This window comes from Salmonella sp. SAL00653 (genome assembly GCF_046552515.1).
In the GTDB taxonomy this organism is placed as follows: Bacteria; Pseudomonadota; Gammaproteobacteria; order Enterobacterales; family Enterobacteriaceae; genus Salmonella; species Salmonella enterica.
The window spans coordinates 114,325-140,680 of sequence record NZ_JBGDTY010000009.1 but is presented as its reverse complement, the minus strand read 5'-3'; the positions used below and the strand labels follow the sequence as shown (position 1 = coordinate 140,680).

The window sequence follows — 26,356 nt, the reverse complement described above, 5'->3', positions numbered from 1 at the left end:
CAAAGCCAAAATATTCAATACGTCATATCAGTTGCCCGATAAGCTTACGCCATCGGGCATTTCAGGCACGGGCTTACTCGCCCTGCGTCGCGCTTTCAATCGTCAGACGGACATCAGAGGTAATCAGATCGGCAAGTATCTGATATATCTTCATCGTTTCTGCCGGTTCGGCATCGCCCGTATCACTGATATAACCCTCATCCCGTAGCGTCAACACGAGTGAACTGAACACCGCTTTGTCGAAAAACTCCGGCGCGTTAATACCGTGCAGGACAGACAGACGTTGCGCCACGGTACGGCTTTCTTTCTCCAGCGTACTGCGGTTGATGGACGGATTGGCGCTCAACAGCCAGAACGTAATGGCATAACGCTGTAGCGTTTCGCGCGCGCCTGCCGCCAGCAGCTGCAGCGTACGGGAATGCGTCGGGTTGATATGCAGTTCATCATCCTGCAGGGTAATTAGCCCCTGACGCTGCATTTCACTGGCCAGAGCGTCAATGACCGAGGCTAACTCCTCGCGCTCCCAGCGCAGGAACAGCTCCGCTTTTAACATCGGATAGAGCGCTTCAACATGCTGCTGCAACGCATCACGCGAAATGCGACGATGCTGGGTGATAATCGCCGCCATCAGCGAAGGCATAATCAACATATGCGCGATATTATTACGATAATAGGTCATCAACACCGCCTGCTCGCGCGGCAGGATGATGATATCGCCAATGGTGTCTTTCTCGACCTCAAACTTATTCATCTGCAGCGCGTGAGCGATGAGCTCGCCAGCGCTGGCGGCAGGAACGGTTGAGTCTGTGGAATAAGGGACATTGCGCATCAGATCGAGATAGCAATCAAGCTGCTCGGTGAGCTGCTCGCGGGTGAGCGAGCGCTGACGCGACGCTAACAGCGCGGTACAACACAGGTTCATCGCGTTTGCCGCGCCAGCGTTGTTAATACGCACCATCAGATCGGCGGCGATACTATTTACCGTCGGCGTCAGCCAGGCTGGGCGTATGGCCTCTATAGGGTCGATAGATTCGCGCCACTCCGGCACATGCTGGTTCAGGTACGTCATGAGCGGCATCGGTTCGCCAAAGTTAACGTAGCCCTGACCCAGATTGCGCAGCTTGCTCAAGCCTTTCAGCATCTGCGGCAGGCTCTCTTTCTCTTTTGTCGCGCCGCGCAGCTCTTTCGCATAGGTGCCCACTTCCATGACGTGCTCATAGCCGATGTAAATAGGCACTAACGTAATTGGACGGGTACCGCCGCGCAGCATCGCCTGGATAGTCATCGACAGGGTGCCGGTTTTCGGGTCTAACAAACGTCCGGTACGCGAACGTCCTCCTTCAACAAAATACTCAACCGAGTAGCCGCGGCTGAACAGCTCGCCCAGGTATTCGCGAAAGACGGTGGAGTAGAGTTTATTCCCCTTAAAGGTGCGACGAATAAAGAACGCGCCCAGACGACGGAAAATTGGGCCAGCGGGCCAGAAATTAAGGTTAATACCGGCGGCAATGTGCGGCGGAACCAGCCCCTGATGGTACAGCACATAAGAAAGGAGCAAGTAGTCCATATGGCTGCGGTGACAGGGCACATAGACGATTTCATGCCCGTCGTGCGCCAGTTGGCGTACGCGCTCGGCGTTATGCACGTTAATCCCCTGGTAAAGTCGGTTCCAGGTAAACCCCAAAATCCTGTCGGTCAAACGAATCATCTCGTAAGAGAAGTTCGCCGCGATCTCTTCCATCAGCGCAATGGCGTTTTGCTGCGCTTTTTCATGAGAGATTTTCTTACTGCGCGCTTCGTCTTCTACCGCGCGGGCGATCGCTTTCGAGGCCAGCAGTTTGTTAAACAGATCCTGACGGGCGGGCAGGCGTGGGCCAACCGCCGCCAGGCGCTGGCGAGCAAAGTGCATACGCGCCACGCGAGCCAGCTTCTGCGCGATGATTTTATCGGTGCCGTGTTCATCAGCCATGCGACGCAATGAGACGGACGGCGAGAATCGGACAAAGCTATCGCGACCCAGCCAGGAGATGGCAAAGAATTTCTGTACGCCGTTCAGCATACGTAAAGGCGGGTTATCTTCTCCCTTTTCACGACCCGGCGCGCGGCCAAACATCACGGAAACGGGCACCATCTGAACGTCCAAAGCCGGATTACTCCGATGCAGATCGAGATAATCGTGAAAAAGTTTCACCGACTCTTCTTTTGGCGTGTAATAGGTAAAGACACGCGGTCCGCCGTGAATAAATACATAGCGTGGCAGTAGCGCGCCGTCGATCTCCAGCGGCTCCAGCGGATCCGGGAGATCGTGCGCCAGACATTGCGCCCGCAGCGTCAGTAAGTCCGCTTTTGAGTTGTATGGCAAGACATACATAATGGGGCGAGAAGTATCGAGCCCCAATTCCTGGGCGGGTTCCGCCGGAATAGACTTGCTTTTTACCAGTATGCTTAATGGTAAATTCAGTAATTTGTAGTAAATTCGTGGCCAGCCGGACATAAACGATGTAAAGCCTCTGGTTAATAATGCAAATGCGGTGCAAGGATATCAGAAAGTTTAGCGAATTTCTGTTGTATCCCGTCATACTTCGCGCTGCGTTACGGCAGTCCGAATCGTGCAGGGCAACCGTATAATGTCATTGACGTTAATAATGTAAAAAGGTTCTTTTGATGGCCAATAATACCACTGGATTCACCAGAATTATCAAAGCGGCAGGATATTCCTGGAAAGGATTTCGCGCCGCATGGACTCACGAAGCGGCGTTTCGCCAGGAAAGTATCGCGGTATTGCTGGGCGTCATCATCGCCTGCTGGCTGGATGTGGATGCGATTACCCGTGTGTTATTGATAGGTTCCGTTTTACTTATCATGATTGTTGAAATCCTCAACAGCGCTATTGAAGCGGTCGTGGACCGCATCGGTTCTGAATACCATGAGCTTTCCGGCCGTGCGAAAGATATGGGATCGGCTGCGGTGCTACTGTCTATTTTCGTTGCCCTGATGACCTGGGGCATCCTGTTATGGTCACATTTTCGATAAAGGTTCCAAATTTTATAAATCTCTTGTTTTTTGCGCCGTTTGTGGTTCCAAAATCACCTTTAACTGTATATACTCACAGCATGATTGTATATACACCTAGGGGGCGGAATGAAAGCGTTAACGGCCAGGCAACAAGAGGTGTTTGATCTCATCCGGGATCACATCAGCCAGACAGGTATGCCACCGACGCGTGCGGAAATCGCGCAGCGTTTGGGGTTCCGTTCCCCAAACGCGGCGGAAGAACACCTTAAAGCGCTGGCGCGCAAAGGGGTGCTTGAAATCGTTTCCGGCGCATCGCGAGGTATCCGTCTGTTACAGGAAGAAGAGGACGGATTACCGCTTGTTGGGCGTGTCGCGGCGGGTGAACCGCTTCTGGCGCAGCAGCATATTGAAGGCCATTACCAGGTCGATCCTTCACTGTTCAAACCCAGCGCCGATTTCCTGCTGCGCGTGAGCGGTATGTCGATGAAAGACATCGGTATTATGGATGGGGATTTGCTGGCGGTACATAAAACGCAGGACGTCCGTAATGGCCAGGTGGTTGTCGCTCGCATTGACGATGAAGTGACAGTAAAACGCCTGAAAAAGCAGGGCAATAAAGTGGAGCTGCTGCCGGAAAACAGCGAGTTTACACCGATAGTGGTGGATCTGCGCGAACAAAGCTTTACGATTGAAGGGTTGGCGGTAGGCGTCATTCGCAACGGGGAATGGTTGTAATCTCTTTTTAATCTCCTTGTAAGCCGTCATCCGGCAATCGTGCAGCCTGATGGCGCTGCGCTTATCAGGCCTACGGGAATGCAGTTCCTGAGATGATTAATTTGTAGGCCGGATAAGGCGTTACGTCGCCATCCGGCAATGCGCTCGTTTCGTTTAACTCCTTGTCAGGCTTTTCTCCATGCCGCTTTTTACCTCCTCTGATAAAGCTCTCTGGCGTCTCGCGCTGCCGATGATTTTTTCTAACATCACCGTCCCCTTACTGGGGCTGGTCGATACGGCGGTGATTGGTCATCTGGACAGCCCGGTTTTCCTGGGCGGCGTGGCGGTGGGCGCGACTGCCACCAGCTTTCTTTTCATGCTGCTGCTATTTCTACGTATGAGCACCACCGGCCTAACGGCGCAGGCATTTGGCGCCAAAAATCCGCAGGCGTTAGCCCGGGCGCTCATTCAACCGTTATTGCTGGCGCTGGGCGCAGGCGTGATGATTGTGCTATTTCGCACGCCGCTTATCGAGCTGGCTTTACATATTGTCGGCGGGAACGACGCTGTCCTGGTGCAGGCGAGACGCTTCCTTGAAATTCGTTGGCTAAGCGCTCCCGCGTCACTGGCGAATCTGGTGCTGCTCGGTTGGCTGTTAGGCGTTCAGTATGCGCGGGCGCCGGTTATCTTGTTGGTCGTGGGCAATATCCTCAACATCGCGCTCGACCTGTGGCTGGTGATGGGGCTTCATATGAACGTGCAGGGCGCCGCCCTGGCGACGGTCATCGCAGAATATGCCACGTTACTGATCGGCTTTATGATGGTACGTAAAGTTCTCCATCTCCGCGGTGTGTCGCTGGATATGCTAAAACAGGCCTGGCGCGGCAACGTGCGCCGCCTTTTGGCGCTCAATCGCGATATCATGCTGCGCTCATTGCTCCTTCAGCTTTGTTTTGGCGCAATCACGGTGTCAGGCGCGCGGCTGGGCAGCGATATTATCGCGGTAAATGCAGTCCTGATGACCTTACTCACCTTTACGGCCTATGCGCTGGACGGTTTTGCTTATACGGTGGAGGCGCACTCCGGTCAGGCTTACGGCGCGCGTGACGGTAGCAAGCTACTGGACGTCTGGCGAGCGGCGTGTCGTCAGTCAGGAATTGTGGCCTTGTTGTTTTCCACAGTCTATGCCCTGGCAGGCGAACATATTGTCGCGTTACTGACCTCATTGCCGCAAATACAGCTACTGGCGGATCGGTATCTTATCTGGCAGGTGGTATTACCGCTGGTGGGCGTATGGTGCTATCTGCTCGATGGTATGTTTATTGGCGCGACGCGCGCTGCCGAAATGCGCAATAGCATGGCAGTCGCCGCGGGAGGATTCGCGCTGACGCTCTTCGCCCTGCCGGTATTAGGAAATCATGGTTTATGGCTGGCATTAACCGTATTTCTGGCGCTTCGCGGTCTGTCGTTGAGCCTTATCTGGCGTCGTCACTGGCGCGAGGGTACATGGTTTGCCAGATCGTGACGGTTAAAAATTCTGAATATAAAACCGAAGGCCGAATTCCTGCCTACAATTATTATCACGTCCAGCAGAAATTGCAGAGCATTTGGGCGAATAACACCTGCTATTCCTAACCGAATGATGAGGACAAGATGATGAATAAAGACGAAGCCGGCGGTAACTGGAAACAGTTTAAAGGTAAAATGAAAGAACAATGGGGCAAACTGACCGATGACGATATGACCGTTATCGAAGGTAAACGCGACCAACTGGTAGGTAAAATCCAGGAGCGTTACGGTTACCAGAAAGATCAGGCGGAAAAAGAGGTTGTTGACTGGGAAACCCGTAACAACTATCGCTGGTAATATGTTTTCCCCTACCAGGAGTACATGGATGTGCTTCCCACTGTTTGCTTATGAATGCGGGCGTGCCCCTCTCTCATTGCCGCCCGTTTTCCGTTCAGGCTAACGCGGTTTTTTCTTCACCAGCACCGAGTGATCGTGACCACAGTCGCCCGGATGGCGACACGCTTCCACTTCTACGCACGCAGGGCACAGACCGTGCGCCTCAATAACGTTATGTCGTAGCGCAAAGCCCATTTTAGCCGCCAGCGTATGCATGATGTCTTCCACGCCCTCGGCACACTCTTCCTTCACCACGCCGCAACGATCGCAGATAAACATGGCCGAGCTGTGCGTCGGCTGGTCGAACAGGTGGCAAACCACATAACTATTGGTGGATTCCACTTTATGGACAAAACCCTGTTCGAGCAAAAAATCCAGCGCGCGGTAAATGGTGGGCGGTTTGGCCTGTGGTTCCGTTTCGCGCAGCAAATCGAGCAAATCGTATGCGCTGATGGCACCCTGTTGCAGACTCATCAGGCGCAGCACTTCGAGGCGCTGAGGCGTCAGGCGCACGTTGCGCTGCGCGCAGAGTTTTTCAGCTTGCGCCAGTAACTCTTGCGTTGTGGTCTTTTCCATGTAGCACCTCGAATGGCATGAAAGTCTAATCCGTTACTTTACCACGAGCTGCTTAAAACTCTGAAATTACCCCGCGACAATATATCGCCTGCTAAGCTTTTCCGCGCCAGTATTCTCATCTATACATAATGAGGGTCGATATTATAACAACAGGATTTAACATCACTATTTCACAGCAATAGTTCGCCTCTGTCCGGTAAAGCGTGGCGGAGGGATTACTTCACCTGATAATAAGATGGGCTAACTGTGAACAAAAACGTCAAACTTTCACTGATTGCTATCTCGGTCTCGCTTTTTATGGCAAAGCAGGCGAGCGCCGCCAATACCTGGACGGAAGCGCGTAATGACGCAATGGGCGGGACGGGCGTTGCGTCCGCGAATTATGGCAGCGGAGTACTATTAAATCCGGCGTTACTGGCAAAAGCCAAACCGGAAGACAATATCACTGTTGTCCTTCCTGCGGTCGGCGTCCAGATTACGGATAAAGACAATCTCCAGGATGAAATTGACGATATCAGCGATAAAGTGGATTACTACGATGAGGTCGTCGATAACCTTACGCTGGGGCAAATTCTGCTCAATCCGCGAGGCGTGCTGAATCAATTTCAGGGCGCCGCGCGCGACCTGGCCGATGAGCTGGAATATCTCAACGGAAAAACCGCCCGCGCCAATGCCGGCGCCGGGTTGGCGGTAAGTATTCCAGGACAAACCCTTTCCGTGGCGTTTATCGCCAAAGGTTATGCGCATGGGCGCGTGAGTTCGTCCATTGATCAGAATGATATTCAGTATCTGCGCGATATCCAGCATGATGAACGTGTCGCGATTCGTGAAGCAGGACGCGCTGCTTTGCTGGGGTCTGACGAAATTACAAAGCATTTAAACTCTACCGCGTCGGGGCGGGTAGCGATTGTATCTGACTACGGTATTGCGCTGGCGAAGCAGTTTGTGGTGGGCGAGGTGCCTGTTTCCATTGGCGTTACGCCAAAACTGCAAAAAACCTGGCTCTATAACTACACCACCTCAATTTATAACTACGACAGTAGCGACTGGAATAGCAGCCGTTATCGCAATGACGATACGGGTTTTAACATTGATGCGGGGCTTGCTGCCGATATCGGTGAAAACTGGACGCTGGGGGTGAGCGGACAAAATCTGGTATCTCGCGATATCGATACGAAAGATATTTACATCACTAATGGTATGACGGGAGAAACCACCAACTACAAAGATACATACCAAATCCGCCCCCTGGTTACCGCGGGCGTCGCATGGCATAACGATTTGCTGACCGTAAGCGCCGATGGCGATCTGACGGAAACGAAAGGCTTTAAGAGCGAAGACAATTCACAGTACGTTGGCGTCGGCGCTGAAGTTCGACCGTTATCATGGCTGGCGGTGCGCGCAGGGTATCGTGCGGATGTGAAAAATAACGATAGCAATGTGGTTACCGGCGGTCTTGGCTTTGCGCCCTTTAACCGTGTGCATCTCGATTTAATGGGACTGTACGGCGAAGATGAAACCTGGGGGGCAGGCGCGCAGCTTACGATGACATTCTGAGGTGCTTTCACCGGAGGCGCTACGCCTCCGGTTTAGCGTTATGCTATAGTAACGCCCCTTTTTTAACCGGATGCTTATTTATTCGCCATGCAGCCTGAAACCCAGTCCTCCGCTTTCCCTGCTTATCGCTTCTCCATCGCGCCTATGCTCGACTGGACGGACAGACATTGCCGCTATTTCCTGCGTTTGCTGTCTTGCCAGACGCTGCTCTACACCGAAATGGTGACCACGGGCGCGATTATTCACGGTAAGGGTGACTATCTGGCTTATAGCGAAGAAGAGCATCCGGTCGCTCTACAGCTTGGTGGAAGCGATCCGGCTCAGCTTGCGCATTGTGCAAAGCTGGCGGAAGCGCGTGGCTACGATGAAATTAACCTCAACGTGGGGTGCCCTTCCGATCGCGTGCAAAACGGTATGTTTGGCGCCTGTTTGATGGGCAATGCGCAACTGGTCGCCGATTGTGTTAAAGCCATGCGTGATGTCGTCTCGATTCCGGTGACGGTAAAAACCCGCATTGGTATTGACGATCAGGACAGCTATGCGTTTCTGTGTGATTTCATCAATACGGTTTCCGGTCAGGGCGAATGCGAGATGTTTATTATCCATGCGCGCAAAGCCTGGCTTTCTGGCTTAAGTCCGAAAGAAAATCGTGAGATCCCGCCGCTGGATTACCCGCGCGTATACCAGCTAAAGCGGGATTTTCCGCACCTGACCATGTCCATTAACGGCGGCATCAAATCGCTGGAAGAGGCGAAGGAGCACCTGCGCCATATGGATGGCGTCATGGTTGGCCGTGAAGCTTATCAGAATCCGGGTATACTGGCCGCGGTGGATCGGGAGATCTTTGGCGCCGATACCACCGATGCCGACCCGGTTGCGGTGGTTCGCGCGATGTATCCCTATATTGAGCGTGAATTGAGCCAGGGAGCGTATCTGGGGCATATCACTCGCCATATGCTGGGGTTGTTCCAGGGCATCCCCGGCGCGCGGCAGTGGCGTCGCTATCTGAGCGAAAACGCCCATAAAGCTGGCGCGGATGTTGCTGTACTGGAGCAGGCGCTAAAACTGGTGGCAGACAAGCGTTAAAAGTTCGCCAAAAATTAGTCAATCTCACCACGCTCTGTGCAGTCTTGCAGGGCGTTTTCTTTATATATCAAAAACATAAATATTGGCATGATTTTTGTAATAGCTTACCTGACCAAACCCGGTAAGCGCCGTGCCGCCGGGCAATGCCATCTTTATGGGGAGCGACTATGCTGGAACTACTTTTTGTGCTTGGCTTTTTTCTGATGTTAATGGTGACGGGCGTCTCCTTGCTGGGCATTCTGGCCGCGCTGGTTGTAGCGACTGCCGTCATGTTCCTGGGCGGAATGTTCGCCCTGATGATCAAGCTGTTACCGTGGCTACTGCTGGCGGTGGCTGTGGTGTGGGTGATCAAAGCAGTAAAAACGCCAAAAATCCCACAGTATCAGCGCAATAACCGTCGGTTTTACTAAGGTATTGAGCGGTTCGTCACAACCTGGAACTTTGCCCTCACAGGCAAATAGGAATCGATTATTAAATCTGTCATGATTGCGCAGGTAACGAATTCATCGCGCTGTACCCTACATACAGCCGAACAAAAAAAGAAAGGGCTTCCCGGGTGGAAGCCCAATTTCTTTGCAGAGCTATTACGGAGTCAGCAGGCTTGAGCCCTGTGTGGCCCGGCTTTCCAGCACCTCATGCGCGCGACGGGCATCTTTTAACGCATAGCATTGATTTTCAGCCACATCAACTTTAATCACGCCGCTGGCAATCAATGAGAACAATTCATTGCTGGCTTCGGTCAGTTCTTCACGCGTCGTAATATACCCCTGTAGTGAAGGTCGCGTGGCATACAGGGAACCTTTCTGATTCAGAATACCTAAATTCACGCCGGTGACGGGGCCGGACGCATTGCCGAAACTGACCATCAGTCCCCGACGTTGCAGGCAGTCCAGTGAGGCTTCCCAGGTATCTTTCCCCACGGAGTCATAGACCACGCGGACTTTTTTGCCGCCGGTGATCTCTTTTACCCGTTCGACAATGCTCTCTTCACGATAATTAATCACCTGCCAGGCGCCGGCGTCCAGCGCCCGCTGCGCTTTTTGCGCGCTACCGACGGTACCGATAAGCTTCGCGCCCAGCGCTTTCGCCCATTGGCAGGCGATCAGACCGACGCCGCCCGCAGCGGCATGAAACAGGAAGGGTTCGTCGGGTTTCACTTCATAGGTTTTGCGCAACAGGTAAAAAACGGTCAATCCCTTGAGAAAAGAGGCTGCCGCCTGTTCGAAGGAAATGGCGTCAGGTAAAATCGCGGCTTTATCTGCGGGGACGTTATGGACGGAACTGTAAGCGCCGAGCGTTGACTGCGCGTAGACGACGCGATCGCCCACGCGAATGTGCTCCACGCCGTTGCCGACTTTACTGACCACACCCGCAGCTTCGGTTCCCAGGCCCGCAGGCAACGACGGGGGCGGATAGAGTCCGCTACGGATATAGGTGTCGATGAAGTTGATACCAATGGCTTTGTTCTCAACCTGGATTTCGTGTTCCGCCGGTTCCGCTGGCGTAAACTCCACGGTCTGAAGCACTTCCGGACCACCATGCTTGTGAAATTCAATACGCGTTGCCATGCTTCCTCCAAAAGAAATGTGGTAATCTTTCGACCCAATCACTATCTCGGTAACTCCATTCACTATGGCAGGAAATAAACCCTTCAACAAACCACAGACTGATGCCCGCGACCGCGATCCGCAGGTTGCCGGGATAAAAGTGCCGCCGCACTCGATTGAAGCGGAACAGTCGGTGTTGGGCGGTTTAATGCTGGATAACGAGCGCTGGGACGATGTGGCCGAGCGCGTGGTGGCGGAAGATTTCTATACCCGCCCGCATCGCCATATCTTTACGGAGATGGGGCGCTTGCAGGAAAGCGGCAGTCCTATCGACCTGATTACGCTCGCGGAATCGCTGGAGCGGCAGGGCCAACTGGACAGCGTCGGCGGTTTCGCCTATCTGGCGGAGCTGTCTAAAAACACGCCAAGCGCGGCGAATATCAGTGCTTATGCGGACATTGTGCGCGAACGCGCCGTGGTCCGCGATATGATCGCGGTGGCGCATGAAATTGCGGACGCCGGTTACGATCCACAGGGGCGCAATAGCGACGAACTGCTGGATCTGGCGGAGTCGCGCGTCTTCCAGATCGCGGAAAACCGGGCCAACAAAGACGAAGGTCCGAAAAGCATCGACCAGATTCTCGACGCTACCGTGGCGCGTATTGAGCAGTTGTTCCAGCAACCGCACGATGGCGTTACAGGCGTGGATACCGGCTATCAGGATCTCAATAAAAAGACGGCAGGGTTACAGCGTTCGGATTTGATTATCGTCGCGGCGCGCCCCTCCATGGGTAAAACCACTTTTGCGATGAACCTCTGCGAAAACGCGGCGATGTTGCAGGATAAACCGGTACTGATCTTTAGTCTGGAGATGCCCGGCGAACAGATCATGATGCGTATGCTGGCCTCGCTGTCCCGCGTCGATCAGACACGTATTCGTACCGGTCAACTCGATGATGAAGACTGGGCGCGAATCTCCGGCACGATGGGCATTCTGCTGGAGAAACGCAATATGTATATTGACGACTCCTCAGGTCTTACGCCGACAGAAGTCCGTTCGCGCGCGCGGCGTATTTTCCGCGAACATGGCGGGTTAAGTCTGATTATGATCGACTACCTGCAATTGATGCGCGTGCCGTCGCTTTCTGATAACCGTACTCTGGAAATCGCCGAAATTTCTCGCTCGTTGAAAGCGCTGGCGAAGGAACTCCAGGTGCCGGTCGTGGCGCTATCGCAGCTTAACCGCTCTCTGGAACAACGCGCAGATAAACGTCCGGTGAACTCCGACCTGCGTGAATCCGGCTCTATTGAACAGGATGCCGACTTAATTATGTTTATCTACCGTGATGAGGTTTATCACGAGAACAGCGACTTAAAAGGCATTGCTGAAATTATTATTGGTAAGCAACGTAACGGTCCTATCGGTACGGTTCGTCTGACGTTCAATGGTCAGTGGTCGCGCTTCGATAACTATGCGGGACCGCAATACGATGATGAGTAACTCTCCGTCATTCTGTTAACAAGGAATTCAAATGCAAGCGGCAACAGTCGTCATTAACCGCCGCGCTCTGCGACACAACCTGCAACGTCTGCGTGAACTGGCGCCTGCCAGTAAGCTGGTTGCGGTGGTGAAAGCGAACGCTTATGGACACGGTCTTCTGGAGACCGCGCGAACGCTCCCTGATGCTGACGCTTTTGGCGTGGCGCGTCTTGAAGAGGCTCTACGTCTGCGAGCGGGCGGGATCACGCAGCCTATCCTGCTGCTGGAGGGTTTTTTCGACGCCGCCGATCTGCCGACCATTTCCGCGCAATGTCTGCATACCGCCGTACATAATCAAGAGCAGCTTGCCGCCCTGGAGGCGGTGGAGCTGGCGGAGCCGGTAACGGTCTGGATGAAACTGGATACCGGTATGCATCGTCTCGGCGTGCGTCCCGAAGAGGCGGAAGCGTTCTACCAGCGTCTGACGCACTGTAAAAATGTACGCCAGCCGGTGAATATCGTCAGCCATTTTGCCCGTGCGGATGAGCCGGAATGCGGCGCTACCGAACATCAGCTCGACATTTTTAGTGCCTTCTGTCAGGGTAAACCCGGGCAGCGCTCTATTGCCGCGTCTGGCGGTATCCTGCTGTGGCCGCAGTCTCACTTTGACTGGGCGCGTCCGGGCATTATTTTGTATGGCGTATCGCCGCTGGAGCACAAACCCTGGGGGCCGGATTTTGGTTTTCAGCCGGTGATGTCCTTAACCTCCAGTTTGATCGCGGTGCGTGACCACAAAGCGGGCGAACCGGTGGGCTACGGCGGGACATGGGTGAGTGAGCGCGACACGCGCCTGGGCGTGGTGGCGATGGGTTATGGCGATGGCTACCCACGAGCGGCGCCTTCCGGTACGCCAGTACTGGTCAATGGTCGTGAAGTTCCGATTGTCGGGCGGGTGGCGATGGATATGATTTGCGTGGATTTGGGGCCAAACGCGCAGGATAACGCGGGCGATCCGGTGGTCTTATGGGGTGAAGGTCTGCCGGTTGAACGTATCGCTGAAATGACAAAAGTAAGTGCTTACGAACTTATCACGCGCCTGACCTCAAGGGTGGCGATGAAGTATATTGATTAAATACGCGGCGGGCCGGGTGGCGCTTGCGCTTATCCGGCTTGTATCGCGCATTGGCTGTAGGCCGGATAAGACGTTCACGCCGCCATCCGGTAATATGCGCATTCACCATAACATCCTCTCGATCTTCTCGTCCTTCCGGTTTATTGTGTTATTTCCTGCCATCTGTAAACCTGGAGAACCATCGCGTGTTTCAAAAAGTTGACGCCTATGCCGGCGATCCGATTCTTTCACTGATGGAGCGTTTTAAAGACGACTCCCGTCACGACAAAGTAAATCTGAGCATTGGCCTGTATTACAACGAAGACGGGATTATCCCACAGCTTAAAACGGTGGCCGAAGCCGAAGCCCGGCTTAACGCGCAGCCGCATGGCGCTTCGCTGTACCTGCCGATGGAGGGACTCAATACTTATCGCCATACTATCGCGCCTTTGCTCTTTGGCGCCGATCACCCGGTTCTTCAGCAACAGCGCGTGGCTACTATCCAGACATTAGGCGGTTCCGGCGCGCTGAAAGTGGGCGCGGATTTCCTGAAGCGTTATTTCCCCGACGCAGGCGTATGGGTGAGCGACCCCACCTGGGAAAACCATATTGCGATATTTGCCGGGGCAGGATTCGAAGTGAGTACTTCCCCCTGGTATGACGACGCGACTAACGGCATCCGTTTTAACGATCTGCTGGCCACGCTGAATACGTTACCTGCGCGCAGTATCGTGCTGCTGCACCCCTGTTGTCACAACCCGACCGGGGCGGATTTAACGCCTTCGCAATGGGATGCGGTGATTGAAATAGTGAAAGCGCGCGATCTGATTCCATTCCTTGATATTGCCTATCAGGGGTTTGGCGCAGGCATGGACGAGGATGTTTACGCTATTCGCGCCATTGCCAGCGCCGGGTTACCTGCGTTAGTCAGTAATTCTTTTTCGAAGATTTTCTCGCTGTACGGCGAGCGCGTCGGCGGCCTGTCCGTGGTGTGTGAAGATGCTGAAATCGCCGCGCGGGTTCTGGGACAGCTAAAAGCGACGGTGCGCCGAATTTACTCCAGTCCGCCGTGTTTCGGCGCTCAGGTGGTCGCTACGGTCCTGGGCGATGAGGCGTTAAAAGCGGGCTGGCTGGCGGAAGTCGACGCGATGCGTAACCGCATTATATCGATGCGCCAGACGCTGGTGAAGGAGCTGAAGGCGGAGATGCCTGACCGCAACTTTGATTACTTGTTACAGCAGCGCGGTATGTTCAGCTATACCGGGTTAAGCGAGGAGCAGGTCGATCGGTTGCGCGATGAGTTTGGCGTTTACCTGATTGCCAGTGGCCGCATGTGTGTCGCCGGGCTTAATGCTTCAAATGTACACCGCGTGGCGAAGGCATTTGCCGCTGTCATGTAATATTCAGGCCGGACGGCGATAACAGTGCCTTCCGGCCTGACAATAGCTGTTGTGATCATCCTCTTTTTTCGTAACAAAACCGCAGATAATCCTTCCTTTTGACCGTTACTGGCGTTATGGTCAGGTAGTTTTTTGAGCAAAGACTCATCTTAATAATTATAATATTTTGAATTTTAAGGGAAAACTATGAAAAAAATAACCCTGGCGCTGAGTGCCGTCTGTTTGTTGTTTACGCTAAACCATTCCGCGAATGCGTTAGTATCTTCCCCTTCGACACTCAATCCGGGCACTAATGTTGCAAAACTCGCGGAACAAGCGCCTGTCCATTGGGTCTCTGTCGCCCAGATTGAAAACAGCCTCACCGGACGCCCGCCGATGGCGGTCGGCTTTGATATTGACGACACCGTGTTATTTTCCAGCCCCGGATTCTGGCGCGGAAAGAAAACCTACTCCCCGGACAGCGACGATTATCTGAAAAATCCGGCCTTTTGGGAAAAAATGAACAACGGCTGGGATGAGTTCAGTATTCCAAAAGAAGTGGCCCGACAGCTCATTGATATGCATGTTCGCCGTGGCGACAGTATTTACTTTGTCACTGGTCGTAGTCAGACGAAAACGGAAACCGTGTCGAAAACACTGGCGGATAACTTCCATATTCCGGCGGCGAATATGAATCCGGTGATTTTCGCCGGCGATAAACCGGAACAAAATACGAAAGTACAGTGGCTGCAGGAGAAGAACATGCGTATCTTCTACGGCGATTCGGATAACGATATTACCGCAGCTCGTGATTGTGGTATCCGCGGTATTCGCATCCTGCGCGCGGCTAACTCCACCTACAAACCGCTGCCGCAGGCAGGAGCGTTTGGCGAGGAAGTCATTGTCAACTCGGAGTACTAAAAATCAGGAGAGCGTCAGGCTCTCCTTTTTTGCATGATTTTTGCACAAACTTGCCCCGCTGGCTTTTACCTTTTCCAGACTTGCTGCACACTATTCAGGAGACGTTTGTTTTTAGGAAGGAGCAGCCTATGTGGTATCAGCGCACCATTACACTGAGCGAGAAGCCGCGCGGGTTTCATCTGATAACAGATGAAATTATCGATAAATTGTCTGGCTTACCGCCTGTCGAAACGGGTTTGCTGCATCTGTTGTTGCTACATACCTCGGCCTCGCTGACGTTAAACGAAAACTGCGATCCTACCGTGCGCGCTGACATGGAGCGCCATTTCCTGAAAACCGTTCCCGATAATGCGGCGTATGAACATGACTACGAAGGCGCGGATGACATGCCTTCGCATATTAAGTCGTCAGTATTGGGCGTCTCGTTGCTGCTGCCTGTACGCCAGGGGCGTTTACAGTTAGGAACATGGCAAGGTATCTGGTTGGGAGAGCACCGTATTCACGGCGGTCCACGTAAAATCATCGCGACACTACAAGGGGAATGATAATGACCATTTCGGAATTACTGCAATACTGCATGGCAAAACCTGGCGCAGAGCAGAGCGTCCACAGCGACTGGAAAGCGACGCAAATTAAAGTGGAAGATGTACTTTTCGCGATGGTAAAAGAAGTTGAAGGACGCCCGGCAGCCTCTCTCAAAACCAGCCCGGAACTGGCAGAGTTGTTACGTCAGCAGCACAGCGATGTACGACCGAGTCGGCACCTTAATAAAGCGCACTGGAGCACGGTCTATCTGGACGGATCGCTGCCGGATTCACAACTCTATTATCTGGTCGATGCCTCTTATCAACAGGCGGTAAATGCGCTGCCGGAAGATAAACGCAAGCAGTTGCCGCAGTCCTGATTATAGCGTGCCGACCAACAACGCCAGGGCGATATCAATGAGGCGGATGACCGTAGACCGGATACGGCTGCCGAGGGCGATTTGCGCATTATTGGCGCGTAGCCTGGCGAGGTCCCGCTGTCCTTCCAGCAGAATAATCATATCGTCGTCGTCCAGCCAGCCGCGAGCATGTTCCTGAAGCGCGCGGGCGATAAACGCGGCGGACTCGCGGATACCGTCGTCGCTGTCTTCTCTTGCCTGCTTATACGTCTGGATAAACTCGGCCATCGTCGAGGAGGCTACAGGGTGTTCGGCCCGGGCGGTGGTCATCAGGTTATGTATTTCGTTAATAGACGCCATTTTCATCTCCCTGAGTGCAGCGGGCGCCCCAATGCAGACACTCGCCCTGTATGGCTAATTTCCAGACCTGATTATTTTGCTGTTGGTATCTCTCAGCCTGGATGTAAGTAAGTGGTTGCTTATGTTGCATAACCCGCGCATAAAGACGCAAATAGTGATTTTTCAGCAGCGCCAGATTTTCGAGTCGGTGTTTATCCCCACCTTGACAGGCGACCCGCTCAGCCTGAAAAAATGTCTGACGGATATCGCGGTCATCCTTGAGCAGTGTCTCTTTTTGCCACGGTATTCGCGCCGCGTCCTGCAGGAAGCGGGTTGAGCACGCTTGTAATAGCGTCAGTTGTTGAAAAGCCACGGCGCTAAAGCGGTCAGGCAGCGTACAGGCGGCTAAAAACAGGCACAGCAGTAGTGTGATTGCGTAGGGCAACTTCATGGTGTTTTCCATAACAGACCGTTTGCGCTATCACATGTCAGAGCGAGGCGGCACGCAAATCACAAATGCTCAACACGGATACAATGAGGTGGGATGAGGAAAAATGATGCCGCTTCCCGGCGAATCGGAAAGCGGCGTGAAGGTTATTTGAGCATAGGTTTAAGGAAGCGGGCAGTATGCGACGCCTCGCACTCCGCCACGGTTTCCGGCGTACCGGAGACGAGAATTTCGCCGCCGCCGCTGCCGCCTTCCGGGCCGAGGTCGACAATCCAGTCCGCCGTTTTAATGACGTCCAGGTTGTGTTCGATCACCACGATGGTGTTGCCCTGATCGCGCAACTGATGCAGAACGTCAAGCAACTGCTGAATATCGGCAAAGTGCAGGCCGGTGGTCGGCTCGTCGAGAATATACAGCGTCTGCCCGGTGCCGCGCTTCGACAGTTCGCGCGCCAGCTTCACGCGCTGGGCCTCGCCGCCGGAAAGCGTTGTCGCCGACTGACCAAGACGGATATAGGTCAGCCCCACGTCCATCAGCGTCTGCAGCTTACGCGCCAGCGCCGGAACCGCATCAAAGAACTCACGCGCTTCTTCAATGGTCATATCCAGTACTTCGTGGATGGTCTTGCCTTTGTACTTAATCTCCAGCGTTTCCCGGTTATAGCGCTTGCCTTTGCACTGGTCGCACGGCACGTAAATATCCGGCAGAAAGTGCATTTCGACTTTAATGACGCCATCGCCCTGGCACGCTTCGCAGCGACCGCCGCGCACGTTGAAGCTGAATCGCCCTGGCGTGTAGCCGCGCGAGCGAGACTCCGGCACGCCAGCAAAAAGCTCGCGAACCGGGGTAAAGACGCCCGTATAGGTCGCCGGGTTGGAACGCGGGGTGCGCCCGATTGGGCTCTGGTCGATATCGATCACTTTATCGAAATGTTCCAGCCCCTGAATATCCCGATACGGCGCCGGTTCGGCGATAGTCGCCCCGTTTAACTGACGCTGGGCGATGGGGAACAGCGTGTCGTTAATCAGCGTCGATTTACCGGAACCCGAGACGCCGGTGATACAGGTAAACAGCCCTACCGGTAGCGTAAGGGTCACATCTTTCAGGTTGTTGCCGCGCGCGCCGGTGAGTTTGAGCACTTTTTCTGGATTTGCCGGCACGCGTTGTTTCGGCACTTCAATTTTGCGTTTACCGCTCATGTACTGGCCGGTCAGCGATTCCGGTACCGCCATAATGGCTTCCAGCGGGCCTTCCGCCACCACCTCGCCGCCGTGAACGCCCGCGCCGGGGCCAATATCAATCACATGGTCGGCGGCGCGGATGGCGTCTTCATCGTGTTCCACCACAATCACGGTATTGCCAAGATTGCGCAGATGAATCAGCGTACCCAGCAGCCGTTCATTATCGCGCTGGTGCAGACCGATGGACGGTTCATCCAGCACATACATCACGCCGACTAACCCGGCGCCTATCTGGCTCGCTAGACGAATACGCTGGGCTTCGCCGCCGGAAAGCGTCTCTGCCGAGCGGGAGAGCGTGAGATAGTTCAGGCCGACGTTCACCAGAAACTTGAGGCGATCGCCGATCTCTTTTAGCACTTTTTCGGCGATTTTCGCCCGTTGCCCGGAAAGCTTGAGATTAGTGAAAAAATCCATCGCATGGCCAATGCTCATATCGGAAATAGCAGGCAGCGGCGTATTTTCCACAAATACATGGCGCGCTTCGCGATTCAGTCGCGTTCCTTCACAGCTGGCGCAGGGGCGATTACTGATGAATTTCGCCAGCTCTTCGCGCACCGCGCTGGATTCCGTCTCTTTATAACGGCGCTCCATATTATGCAGCACGCCTTCGAACGGATGGCGGCGCACGGAGGTATCGCCGCGATCGTTCATATATTTAAATTCGATGTTCTCTTTGCCGGAACCGTACAGCACGACTTTGTGTACGTTGGCGCTGAGGCTTGCCCACGGCGCATCCACGTCGAACTTATAGTGTTCCGCCAGCGACTTGAGCATTTGAAAGTAGTAAAAATTGCGACGATCCCAACCACGAATCGCGCCGCCTGCCAGCGACAGGTCGGGATTCTGGATCACGCGGTCCGGATCGAAATATTGCTGAACGCCGAGCCCGTCACAGGTCGGGCAGGCGCCTGCCGGGTTGTTGAACGAGAACAGACGCGGTTCCAGTTCGCGCATACTGTAGCCGCAAATCGGACAGGCAAAATTGGCGGAGAACAGAAGCTCCTCCGCTTTCTCATCGTCCATATCGGCAACAACCGCCGTGCCGCCGGATAATTCCAGCGCCGTTTCGAACGACTCCGCCAGGCGTTGGGAAAGATCGTTGCGAACTTTGAAGCGATCGATCACCACCTCAATGGTATGTTTCTTTTGTAGCTCCAGCTTCGGCGGATCGGAGAGATCGCAGACTTCGCCGTCAATACGGGCGCGAATGTAACCCTGGCTTGCCAGATTTTCCAGCGTTTTGGTGTGTTCGCCTTTACGCTCTTTAATAATCGGCGCGAGCAGCATCAGACGTTTGCCTTCCGGCTGTGACAGCACGTTATCGACCATCTGGCTAACGGTTTGCGCCGCCAGCGGCACGTCATGATCCGGACAACGCGGCTCGCCCACGCGGGCAAACAGCAGGCGCAGGTAGTCGTGGATCTCGGTAATAGTACCCACCGTAGAGCGCGGGTTGTGCGATGTCGATTTCTGTTCAATTGAGATCGCGGGCGATAGCCCCTCAATATGGTCGACATCCGGTTTTTCCATGAGCGACAAAAACTGCCGCGCGTAAGCGGAGAGCGATTCAACGTAACGACGCTGCCCTTCGGCATACAGAGTGTCGAAAGCCAGTGAGGATTTGCCTGAACCCGAAAGCCCGGTCACGACAATCAGTTTGTCGCGGGGGATGACGAGGTTAATATTTTTGAGATTATGGGTGCGGGCGCCCCGAACTTCGATCTTATCCATTCACCTTTCCCGGTAGAGACTCGGATGCCTGGTTTGTTTGAAGGACAAACGGCAGAAACGGCTAATTATGACACAATTTAACCTGTTTGAATATACAGTATTGGAATGCATCTTCAGCTAAAGTATGCAACAATATGAGGTTCGCGCGAGTGACCTGGAACCTGCATCGCAGCTATTAAAATGCTACGTGGAAATGGTACACTCACGCGTTTACACTATTTATGAAACGTATTCAGGAGACTCAATTATGGCCAGCAGAGGCGTAAACAAGGTGATTCTCGTTGGTAATCTGGGCCAGGACCCGGAAGTACGCTATATGCCGAGTGGCGGCGCTGTCGCCAACTTAACGCTGGCTACTTCTGAATCCTGGCGCGATAAGCAGACCGGCGAAATGAAAGAGCAGACTGAATGGCACCGGGTGGTGATGTTCGGCAAACTGGCGGAAGTGGCCGGCGAATATCTGCGTAAAGGTTCTCAGGTGTATATCGAAGGTCAATTGCGTACCCGCAAGTGGACCGATCAGAGTGGCCAGGAACGCTATACGACTGAAATTAACGTTCCGCAGATCGGCGGCGTGATGCAGATGCTGGGTGGTCGCCAGGGCGGCGGCGCGCCGGCAGGCGGTCAGCAGCAGGGGGGTTGGGGTCAGCCACAACAACCTCAGCAGCCGCAGGGCGGCAACCAGTTCAGCGGCGGCGCGCAGTCGCGTCCACAGCAATCCGCGCCAGCGCCGTCTAACGAACCGCCAATGGATTTTGACGACGACATTCCGTTCTGATTTTTGGTAAAAAAGTCAAAGCGTTATTTGCATTTTCGCTATAGCTCTCGTCTGCTGAAATGCCTGGTGTAAACCAGGCATTTTCTTACCTGGTATTATTGTCTTTGTATCCCTTTCAAAAAAGAGAAGCGCATATCTTACGGAAAAATGTCGCTTATCGCCTCTGGCCGACTCGCCTCGGCACATCATTATCCAGCCGAAGTTCATAAATGTACTGCAATAACCCGGATTGTCTTAAATATGAAAGAGAAATCTCATCTGCAAAATATATAATTTATAGCCATTTTTTGACAACAAAAAGATATTATAAAATAACGGTAGAGAATGGTCGGTATTATCAATAGTTAATTAAATGTTTGCTTTAGCTTGTGATGAGCTCAAATATGATATGTGTATCTTGCTTTATTTTTAATTGCTGAAGATAAAATTGTTACTTATAGCTGGCTTTATATAAAAAATGGTTTTATTTGTGTATTTTTTTACGCAATTCTGATTTTTTACTCCCCACTTATTATATTTTCAATGATTTAAGTTATATTGAAGTCCCTATGACCCTATGTTTTAATTGTGAAAATTCATTTTATCCTCTGGAGGCAAATTTATTAAATACGTATGGTTATAACGCGTATTAAAAAGAAATATGTCCTTAAAATGATTTAGAGTTTCAATGATTAGCTAACAAATCTATTTATCGGCGGGTGGTTTTAATTTGCTGATGACTATTTTTTATTTATGAGCTGAGAGCTTATGCGATACCTATTATTGGGGAAGATATAGTTAGTGCAATAATTGATGTCTACCTAATTAAAAAATGAAGAGTGTTTTTAATTAAAGCACTCATCTTTGTTGTGGGCGCATAAAAATGGCGTCGTTGTTTTTATTTTTCTGATTACGAGATGTAGGAAAACTGAAATCTATAAAGCGTATTGGTAGCAGGAAGCCAAGGGCGGTAGCGTTCATTTTCTGAATAAGTTGAGCATCCTTTATCCTTTCTAATCCACAAAAACATTTTATTCACAATGTAATATCAGGAGACAACATGGAAGACGAAAGTAATCCGTGGCCTAGTTTTGTTGATACATTCTCTACGGTATTGTGTATTTTTATATTTCTTATGTTGGTGTTTGCACTTAATAATATGATTATTATGTATGACAACTCAATTAAAGTTTATAAAGCAAATATAGAGAATAAGACTAAATCTACTGCTCAAAATAGCGGAGCCAATGACAATTCAAATGCTAATGAAATAGTTAATAAAGAAGTGAATACTCAAGATGTGTCGGACGGAATGACTACAATGTCAGGTAAGGAGGTTGGAGTATACGATATCGCCGATGGTCAGAAAATTGATATAACATCTACAAAAAATGAGCTTGTTATTACGTATCATGGCAGGCTGAGAAGCTTTTCTGAAGAGGATACTCATAAAATAGAGGCTTGGTTAGAAGACAAAATCAATAGTAATTTATTGATAGAAATGGTTATTCCTCAGGCAGACATCTCTTTCTCTGACTCTTTACGACTGGGATATGAACGGGGAATTATTTTAATGAAAGAGATTAAGAAGATATATCCTGATGTAGTTATTGACATGAGTGTTAACTCCGCAGCATCAAGTACAACGAGTAAAGCTATTATCACGACTATTAATAAAAAGGTGTCAGAGTGAAATATATAAATCATTACCGCTATTTGTTTGTCTGTTTTTTCCTTGCCATACTCCCTTTTTTCGCTTTATCTTTTCCCGGTATAAGAGAGTATGTTTTTGATAACTTTATGGTTTCTGCAATTTACAATGGAGTCATTATTGCCATTTATATTACAGGTTCTTTGTGTGCATTATTCACTATTCTTAAAAATATTTCAGCAAAAGACATATTAATAGCTCAGGACGCCAGTAGAAAAAATAGCATTCTTTCTAACCTCAATCAGGTTTTGTTTGCCGGGGAACCCAAACAGTGTGATTTCAATTTGCTGATGGAATTAGATGACAATGTGTCTACCGCCCGTAATCAACGATTGTCATTTATTATGAGCTGTAGCAATGTGTCGACGCTTGTTGGCCTGTTGGGGACGTTTGCGGGTCTGTCTATTACGATTGGTTCAATCGGGAACTTATTGAGCTCGCCATCAGATGTTGGCGGTGATAATGCAAGTAATACACTCAATATGATCGTGACAATGGTAGCGTCGCTTTCTGAACCATTGAAAGGGATGAATACCGCATTTGTATCTTCTATCTATGGTGTTGTTTGCGCCATACTCCTGACCTCACAAAGTGTTTTTGTTCGCAGCTCCTATTCCCTTGTTTCTACGGAAATCAAAAAATTAAAAATCATAAGCAACAGATCCAATAATAAACAACGAAGCCTGCGGGTTGAATCAGAGACGCTTGTAGAATTTAAAGAGTTGTTTAAAGCGTTTTTTGATAACTCTCTGTCAGTTGAAAATTTACGGACGCAGGATGAAGAAAAGAAACTAGAGATGCTATCAGATAGCTTTGTCACTTTGCAAAACCGACTATTGGATAACTCAGCAAAATTGGAACAACTTTCTACGCTGATTGATGGTTATCTGGTAAGCAGTAACGAAAATCTCAAAAAATTATCTGACGGTGTAATAACAATTACCTCGCGTTTATCTGAAGGTAATATCCTGCTTGCTGATAATAATGCACGACTGGAGGCAATGAGTACAATACAAAATATTATAGATAAAAAGAATGATTCAATAATGGCATCAGTTGATAAATGCTATCAGGAATCTCTTTCACATGGTAAGACCATAAACGATATTGCTGCTGGCAGTGCCGATATTTCTCATACTCTCGATGGGCTGAGAAAAGAAATGGATGAGGATATGAATAATGTTCATTTAGCGCTATCCGATCTATCGGCTACTGATAAAAAGATTATTGCCAATACTAAAGAGATTAGTGCTGAAATGGTTAGCTACCGTGATACCTATATGCCATTAATGGAAAAAATAACATCTATGCATCAGGAAATAGTAAAGCAACGTTTGTTAAACAAGGAGGAAAAAAATGAAGATTAAGATGTTTTTTCTGACGACTGCTTTTATTACACAAAGCACATACGCCAGCGAGCTTCCGGTCATTCCTCTAAGAGATTTAGTTAATGCCGCATTAACGCATCAGCCCTCTGTTGCTGTTTCATATTATGAGACTGAAAAGAAAAACAGTGACTTAGATCTTTCACGGGCAGCACTTTATCCTACCCTGGATCTAACATCTGGCCTTAATAATAACAGGAAAGAGTCATCAGGTACCGAGAGGAACGTTGAAAATAAGGTGTCTTTATCATACCGAATAACGGATTTTGGAGTGAGGGGGGCTAATATCAGGAAATCTGAATATGAAAGAGATAATAGTAAAACTGACTATGAAAAAACAAAGAATATAGTGTCTCAGGAGGTTGTGACAACCTATTACAACATCAGTAAATATCGTGAAATGATTGATGGCGTAAATCTGGAGAAAGAGTTTTATAAAAAGATGCTGGAAACTTTTTCGTTGCTGGTATCTTCCGGTGTAGCTATGCAATCTGATATGCGTAAAGTACAAGTATCTATCGATGCATTAAATACCAGAAGCATTATGTATCAGTCGATGTTGGATGATGAAATGTATAAAATGCAGAATATGACTGGTCTGAATTTATCGCCAGTTCAGATTCAAAGCGATGAAAAATTCAACCTCTTCAAAAAATATATCTTTGTCGAAAGCCCTGAAAAACTTATGGACATGGTGATGAAATACAACGATGACTATAAGATGCTTGTCAATACCCGAAAAGCCGCGACCGAAGATATTAATGCCGCAAAATCATCCTATTTTCCGACTGTAGATCTTGTTTCCAGCTATGTACAGAATAACCCGAGCGGTAGTGCCAAAAAAAGTGATTATGAAGATGAATTTAAAACGGGTATCAATGTCAGTTTCAACATTTTTAATGGGTTCAGAAATTCAGCCCAGGAAAGAAAAATGGTGGCAAGTTACTCGCAGGCTAAGCTGCAAATTGACGATTTTTTGATTAAAACGCGTTATAACATTGATTCACAACTTTCAAGATACGCCGCTGCAAAAGAGACTTACTCAGTGGCGGAACGTTCACATACAAACGCGTTACAGCTTACTGAATTATATGAGCAGGAGTTTCAGTTAGGGCAAAAAAGTTTGCTTGATTTAATTTCAAGCCGTAATGAAGCATTTCAGGCATATGTAAGCATGATCGACAGCAAATATAGCCTGTATATTTTAAAACTACAGCAACTCTCATTGATTTTTCATTTAATGGATTATTTAAAAGGAAATACTGAAAGTGAGTTAAATGTAATGAAATGAATAGAAGACAAAGCGATCATCTCATGATGATAATTATTTCTTTGACGATCTTAATTATTATCCTTACCTACTTTATAGAAATTAATTCAGTGGTTCATGGTCAGGGCGTTATCACTACTAAAGATAATGCTCAGTTAATATCTCTTTCTAAAGGAGGGACGATACAAGATATTTATGTAGCCGAGGGTGATACTGTAAAAAAAGGAGAACTCCTTGCAAAGGTCGTTAACCTTGATCTGCAAAAAGAATATCAAAGGTATAGAACTCAAAAAGGGTATCTGGATAAAGATGTTAACGAAATATCTTTCATTCTTGATAAAGAAAATGAGAGTGGGTTGATTACCCTGGATGGCACCCGTTCTTTAAGCAATAAAGAGGTAAAAGCGAATATTGAATTAGTGCATAGTCAGATAAGAGCTAAAGAGTTAAAAAAAACCTCTCTTGATTCTGAGATTAGCGGATTACAAGAGAAGCTGAGTTCGAAAGAAAAAGAACTCGCATTGCTTGCCGAAGAAATAAATATTCTCTCCCCACTGGTAAAAAAAGGAATTAGCCCATATACCAATTTTCTTAACAAGAAACAGGCGTATATAAAAGTTAAGTCTGAAATTAATGATATTGAAAGTAGCATCACTTTAAAAAAAGATGATATTGAGTTGGTTGTTAATGATATTGAGGCGCTTAATAATGAATTGCGACTATCTTTATCTAAAATAATATCTAAAAATCTTCAGGAACTTGAGGTTGTTAACTCTACATTAAAAGTAATAGAGAAGCAGATAAATGAGGAGGATATCTATTCACCGGTTGACGGTGTAATTTATAAAATCAATAAAAGTGCCACTACTCATGGTGGTGTGATTCAGGCGGCGGACTTACTTTTTGAAATAAAACCAAAAGTAAGGACTATGCTGGCCGATGTGAAAATATTACCCAAATACCGTGACCAAATATATGTAGATGAAGCCGTTAAACTGGATGTGCAGTCAATTATCCAACCAAAGATAAAATCGTATAATGCGACTATCGATAATATTAGCCCTGATTCCTATGAGGAAAATACCGGAGGAACAATTCAGCGTTATTATAAAGTAATTATTGCATTCGATGTTAATGAAGATGATTTACGGTGGTTAAAACCAGGTATGACTGTTGACGCCAGTGTAATTACCGGAAAACACAGCATTATGGAATACCTGTTATCTCCCTTGATGAAAGGCGTGGACAAAGCCTTTTCAGAACCAGTTAATACTAAACGATTAGATACACCTTGAGAGTG

The 26,356-nt window shown here is 50.0% G+C and carries 25 protein-coding genes; 19 read left to right on the top strand and 6 right to left on the bottom strand.

The window, feature by feature from the left end; translation table 11 throughout:
- Positions 1-73 precede the first annotated feature (73 nt).
- Positions 74-2,494 carry a glycerol-3-phosphate 1-O-acyltransferase PlsB gene (gene plsB, locus ACLJRU_RS12480; protein ID WP_023235460.1) on the bottom strand — a complete coding sequence of 807 codons (2,421 nt, stop codon included), beginning with the start codon at positions 2,492-2,494 and terminating at the stop codon, positions 74-76.
- Positions 2,495-2,664: 170 nt separating this feature from the next.
- Between plsB and ACLJRU_RS12475 the strand changes: the two genes are divergently transcribed.
- The 5 genes from ACLJRU_RS12475 (at position 2,665) to ACLJRU_RS12455 (ending at position 5,595) form a co-directional block, all read left to right on the top strand.
- Complete coding sequence (locus ACLJRU_RS12475) at positions 2,665-3,033, top strand: diacylglycerol kinase (RefSeq protein WP_000002900.1); 369 nt, start codon at positions 2,665-2,667, stop codon at positions 3,031-3,033.
- A gap of 108 nt (positions 3,034-3,141) precedes the next feature.
- Positions 3,142-3,750, top strand: coding sequence for a transcriptional repressor LexA (gene lexA, locus ACLJRU_RS12470; RefSeq protein ID WP_000646079.1), 609 nt, complete (start codon positions 3,142-3,144; stop codon positions 3,748-3,750).
- A gap of 178 nt (positions 3,751-3,928) precedes the next feature.
- Entirely contained in the window at positions 3,929-5,254 is a 1,326-nt protein-coding gene (gene dinF, locus ACLJRU_RS12465) for an MATE family efflux transporter DinF (RefSeq protein ID WP_001541301.1), read from the top strand.
- On the top strand, positions 5,251-5,364 hold the full coding sequence (locus tag ACLJRU_RS12460; RefSeq protein ID WP_010989093.1) for a hypothetical protein: 114 nt from the start codon (positions 5,251-5,253) through the stop codon (positions 5,362-5,364). The genes dinF and ACLJRU_RS12460 overlap by 4 nt, the downstream gene beginning before the upstream one ends.
- A gap of 21 nt (positions 5,365-5,385) precedes the next feature.
- A complete protein-coding gene (locus ACLJRU_RS12455) occupies positions 5,386-5,595 on the top strand; it encodes a CsbD family protein (RefSeq protein ID WP_001030592.1) in 210 nt (69 codons plus the stop codon).
- A 99-nt stretch (positions 5,596-5,694) separates the two neighbouring features.
- Here the strand turns inward: ACLJRU_RS12455 and zur are convergent, their stop codons facing one another.
- Positions 5,695-6,210 (bottom strand): zinc uptake transcriptional repressor Zur, encoded by a 516-nt coding sequence (gene zur, locus ACLJRU_RS12450; protein ID WP_000416271.1) that lies wholly within the window; start codon positions 6,208-6,210, stop codon positions 5,695-5,697.
- A 246-nt stretch (positions 6,211-6,456) separates the two neighbouring features.
- Between zur and ACLJRU_RS12445 the strand changes: the two genes are divergently transcribed.
- The 3 genes from ACLJRU_RS12445 to pspG all read left to right on the top strand — a co-directional run bounded on the left by ACLJRU_RS12445 (position 6,457) and on the right by pspG (position 9,263).
- Positions 6,457-7,767 (top strand): conjugal transfer protein TraF, encoded by a 1,311-nt coding sequence (locus ACLJRU_RS12445; RefSeq protein ID WP_001039346.1) that lies wholly within the window; start codon positions 6,457-6,459, stop codon positions 7,765-7,767.
- A gap of 87 nt (positions 7,768-7,854) precedes the next feature.
- Complete coding sequence (dusA, locus tag ACLJRU_RS12440) at positions 7,855-8,853, top strand: tRNA dihydrouridine(20/20a) synthase DusA (RefSeq protein WP_001182218.1); 999 nt, start codon at positions 7,855-7,857, stop codon at positions 8,851-8,853.
- A 167-nt stretch (positions 8,854-9,020) separates the two neighbouring features.
- Positions 9,021-9,263, top strand: coding sequence for an envelope stress response protein PspG (gene pspG / locus ACLJRU_RS12435; protein WP_000891414.1), 243 nt, complete (start codon positions 9,021-9,023; stop codon positions 9,261-9,263).
- A gap of 174 nt (positions 9,264-9,437) precedes the next feature.
- On the opposite strand, the gene ACLJRU_RS12430 is transcribed toward pspG, so the two are convergent.
- A complete protein-coding gene (locus tag ACLJRU_RS12430) occupies positions 9,438-10,421 on the bottom strand; it encodes a quinone oxidoreductase (protein WP_001541302.1) in 984 nt (327 codons plus the stop codon).
- A gap of 64 nt (positions 10,422-10,485) precedes the next feature.
- Here ACLJRU_RS12430 and dnaB point away from each other — a divergent pair, with 64 nt between their 5' ends.
- The 6 genes from dnaB to ACLJRU_RS12400 all read left to right on the top strand — a co-directional run bounded on the left by dnaB (position 10,486) and on the right by ACLJRU_RS12400 (position 16,195).
- Entirely contained in the window at positions 10,486-11,901 is a 1,416-nt protein-coding gene (gene dnaB, locus ACLJRU_RS12425) for a replicative DNA helicase (RefSeq protein ID WP_000918353.1), read from the top strand.
- A 31-nt stretch (positions 11,902-11,932) separates the two neighbouring features.
- Positions 11,933-13,012: an alanine racemase gene (gene alr / locus ACLJRU_RS12420; RefSeq protein WP_001147302.1), complete on the top strand. Its 1,080-nt coding sequence runs from the start codon at positions 11,933-11,935 to the stop codon at positions 13,010-13,012.
- Between the two features lie 185 nt (positions 13,013-13,197).
- Positions 13,198-14,391, top strand: coding sequence for an aromatic amino acid transaminase (gene tyrB, locus ACLJRU_RS12415; RefSeq protein WP_023235461.1), 1,194 nt, complete (start codon positions 13,198-13,200; stop codon positions 14,389-14,391).
- A gap of 186 nt (positions 14,392-14,577) precedes the next feature.
- Entirely contained in the window at positions 14,578-15,291 is a 714-nt protein-coding gene (gene aphA, locus ACLJRU_RS12410) for an acid phosphatase AphA (protein WP_000724435.1), read from the top strand.
- Positions 15,292-15,419: 128 nt separating this feature from the next.
- Positions 15,420-15,836: a secondary thiamine-phosphate synthase enzyme YjbQ gene (locus ACLJRU_RS12405; RefSeq protein ID WP_000270392.1), complete on the top strand. Its 417-nt coding sequence runs from the start codon at positions 15,420-15,422 to the stop codon at positions 15,834-15,836.
- 2 nt (positions 15,837-15,838) lie between these two features.
- Complete coding sequence (locus tag ACLJRU_RS12400; protein ID WP_000155665.1) at positions 15,839-16,195, top strand: MmcQ/YjbR family DNA-binding protein; 357 nt, start codon at positions 15,839-15,841, stop codon at positions 16,193-16,195.
- Here ACLJRU_RS12400 and ACLJRU_RS12395 read toward each other — a convergent pair whose 3' ends face one another.
- The 3 genes from ACLJRU_RS12395 to uvrA all read right to left on the bottom strand — a co-directional run bounded on the left by ACLJRU_RS12395 (position 16,196) and on the right by uvrA (position 19,933).
- Positions 16,196-16,534: a hypothetical protein gene (locus ACLJRU_RS12395; protein WP_000146589.1), complete on the bottom strand. Its 339-nt coding sequence runs from the start codon at positions 16,532-16,534 to the stop codon at positions 16,196-16,198.
- Positions 16,521-16,976 (bottom strand): hypothetical protein, encoded by a 456-nt coding sequence (locus ACLJRU_RS12390; RefSeq protein ID WP_001541304.1) that lies wholly within the window; start codon positions 16,974-16,976, stop codon positions 16,521-16,523. The genes ACLJRU_RS12395 and ACLJRU_RS12390 overlap by 14 nt, the downstream gene beginning before the upstream one ends.
- A gap of 131 nt (positions 16,977-17,107) precedes the next feature.
- The gene (gene uvrA, locus ACLJRU_RS12385; protein WP_000357725.1) at positions 17,108-19,933 is read right to left on the bottom strand and encodes an excinuclease ABC subunit UvrA; all 2,826 of its coding nucleotides are present in this window, start codon (positions 19,931-19,933) and stop codon (positions 17,108-17,110) included.
- Positions 19,934-20,180: 247 nt separating this feature from the next.
- Here uvrA and ssb1 point away from each other — a divergent pair, with 247 nt between their 5' ends.
- The 5 genes from ssb1 (at position 20,181) to siiD (ending at position 26,351) form a co-directional block, all read left to right on the top strand.
- Positions 20,181-20,711 carry a single-stranded DNA-binding protein SSB1 gene (gene ssb1, locus ACLJRU_RS12380; protein ID WP_000168322.1) on the top strand — a complete coding sequence of 177 codons (531 nt, stop codon included), beginning with the start codon at positions 20,181-20,183 and terminating at the stop codon, positions 20,709-20,711.
- Between the two features lie 1,039 nt (positions 20,712-21,750).
- Complete coding sequence (gene siiA / locus ACLJRU_RS12375; protein ID WP_000389234.1) at positions 21,751-22,383, top strand: SPI-4 type I secretion system auxiliary protein SiiA; 633 nt, start codon at positions 21,751-21,753, stop codon at positions 22,381-22,383.
- Entirely contained in the window at positions 22,380-23,768 is a 1,389-nt protein-coding gene (locus ACLJRU_RS12370) for a MotA/TolQ/ExbB proton channel family protein (protein ID WP_023235463.1), read from the top strand. Before siiA ends, ACLJRU_RS12370 begins: the two co-directional genes overlap by 4 nt.
- Positions 23,758-25,077 (top strand): SPI-4 type I secretion system protein SiiC, encoded by a 1,320-nt coding sequence (gene siiC / locus ACLJRU_RS12365; protein ID WP_001541306.1) that lies wholly within the window; start codon positions 23,758-23,760, stop codon positions 25,075-25,077. Before ACLJRU_RS12370 ends, siiC begins: the two co-directional genes overlap by 11 nt.
- The gene (gene siiD / locus ACLJRU_RS12360) at positions 25,074-26,351 is read left to right on the top strand and encodes an SPI-4 type I secretion system protein SiiD (protein ID WP_001081935.1); all 1,278 of its coding nucleotides are present in this window, start codon (positions 25,074-25,076) and stop codon (positions 26,349-26,351) included. The genes siiC and siiD overlap by 4 nt, the downstream gene beginning before the upstream one ends.
- Positions 26,352-26,356 lie beyond the last annotated feature (5 nt).

Coding starts and splice junctions, on each gene's coding strand:
- plsB (WP_023235460.1), bottom strand. CDS start 2,494: ATGTCCGGCTGGCCACGAATTTACTACAAATTACTGAATTTACCATTA.
- ACLJRU_RS12475 (WP_000002900.1), top strand. CDS start 2,665: ATGGCCAATAATACCACTGGATTCACCAGAATTATCAAAGCGGCAGGA.
- lexA (WP_000646079.1), top strand. CDS start 3,142: ATGAAAGCGTTAACGGCCAGGCAACAAGAGGTGTTTGATCTCATCCGG.
- dinF (WP_001541301.1), top strand. CDS start 3,929: ATGCCGCTTTTTACCTCCTCTGATAAAGCTCTCTGGCGTCTCGCGCTG.
- ACLJRU_RS12455 (WP_001030592.1), top strand. CDS start 5,386: ATGAATAAAGACGAAGCCGGCGGTAACTGGAAACAGTTTAAAGGTAAA.
- zur (WP_000416271.1), bottom strand. CDS start 6,210: ATGGAAAAGACCACAACGCAAGAGTTACTGGCGCAAGCTGAAAAACTC.
- dusA (WP_001182218.1), top strand. CDS start 7,855: ATGCAGCCTGAAACCCAGTCCTCCGCTTTCCCTGCTTATCGCTTCTCC.
- pspG (WP_000891414.1), top strand. CDS start 9,021: ATGCTGGAACTACTTTTTGTGCTTGGCTTTTTTCTGATGTTAATGGTG.
- ACLJRU_RS12430 (WP_001541302.1), bottom strand. CDS start 10,421: ATGGCAACGCGTATTGAATTTCACAAGCATGGTGGTCCGGAAGTGCTT.
- dnaB (WP_000918353.1), top strand. CDS start 10,486: ATGGCAGGAAATAAACCCTTCAACAAACCACAGACTGATGCCCGCGAC.
- alr (WP_001147302.1), top strand. CDS start 11,933: ATGCAAGCGGCAACAGTCGTCATTAACCGCCGCGCTCTGCGACACAAC.
- aphA (WP_000724435.1), top strand. CDS start 14,578: ATGAAAAAAATAACCCTGGCGCTGAGTGCCGTCTGTTTGTTGTTTACG.
- ACLJRU_RS12405 (WP_000270392.1), top strand. CDS start 15,420: ATGTGGTATCAGCGCACCATTACACTGAGCGAGAAGCCGCGCGGGTTT.
- ACLJRU_RS12400 (WP_000155665.1), top strand. CDS start 15,839: ATGACCATTTCGGAATTACTGCAATACTGCATGGCAAAACCTGGCGCA.
- ACLJRU_RS12395 (WP_000146589.1), bottom strand. CDS start 16,534: ATGGCGTCTATTAACGAAATACATAACCTGATGACCACCGCCCGGGCC.
- ACLJRU_RS12390 (WP_001541304.1), bottom strand. CDS start 16,976: ATGGAAAACACCATGAAGTTGCCCTACGCAATCACACTACTGCTGTGC.
- uvrA (WP_000357725.1), bottom strand. CDS start 19,933: ATGGATAAGATCGAAGTTCGGGGCGCCCGCACCCATAATCTCAAAAAT.
- ssb1 (WP_000168322.1), top strand. CDS start 20,181: ATGGCCAGCAGAGGCGTAAACAAGGTGATTCTCGTTGGTAATCTGGGC.
- siiA (WP_000389234.1), top strand. CDS start 21,751: ATGGAAGACGAAAGTAATCCGTGGCCTAGTTTTGTTGATACATTCTCT.
- siiC (WP_001541306.1), top strand. CDS start 23,758: ATGAAGATTAAGATGTTTTTTCTGACGACTGCTTTTATTACACAAAGC.
- siiD (WP_001081935.1), top strand. CDS start 25,074: ATGAATAGAAGACAAAGCGATCATCTCATGATGATAATTATTTCTTTG.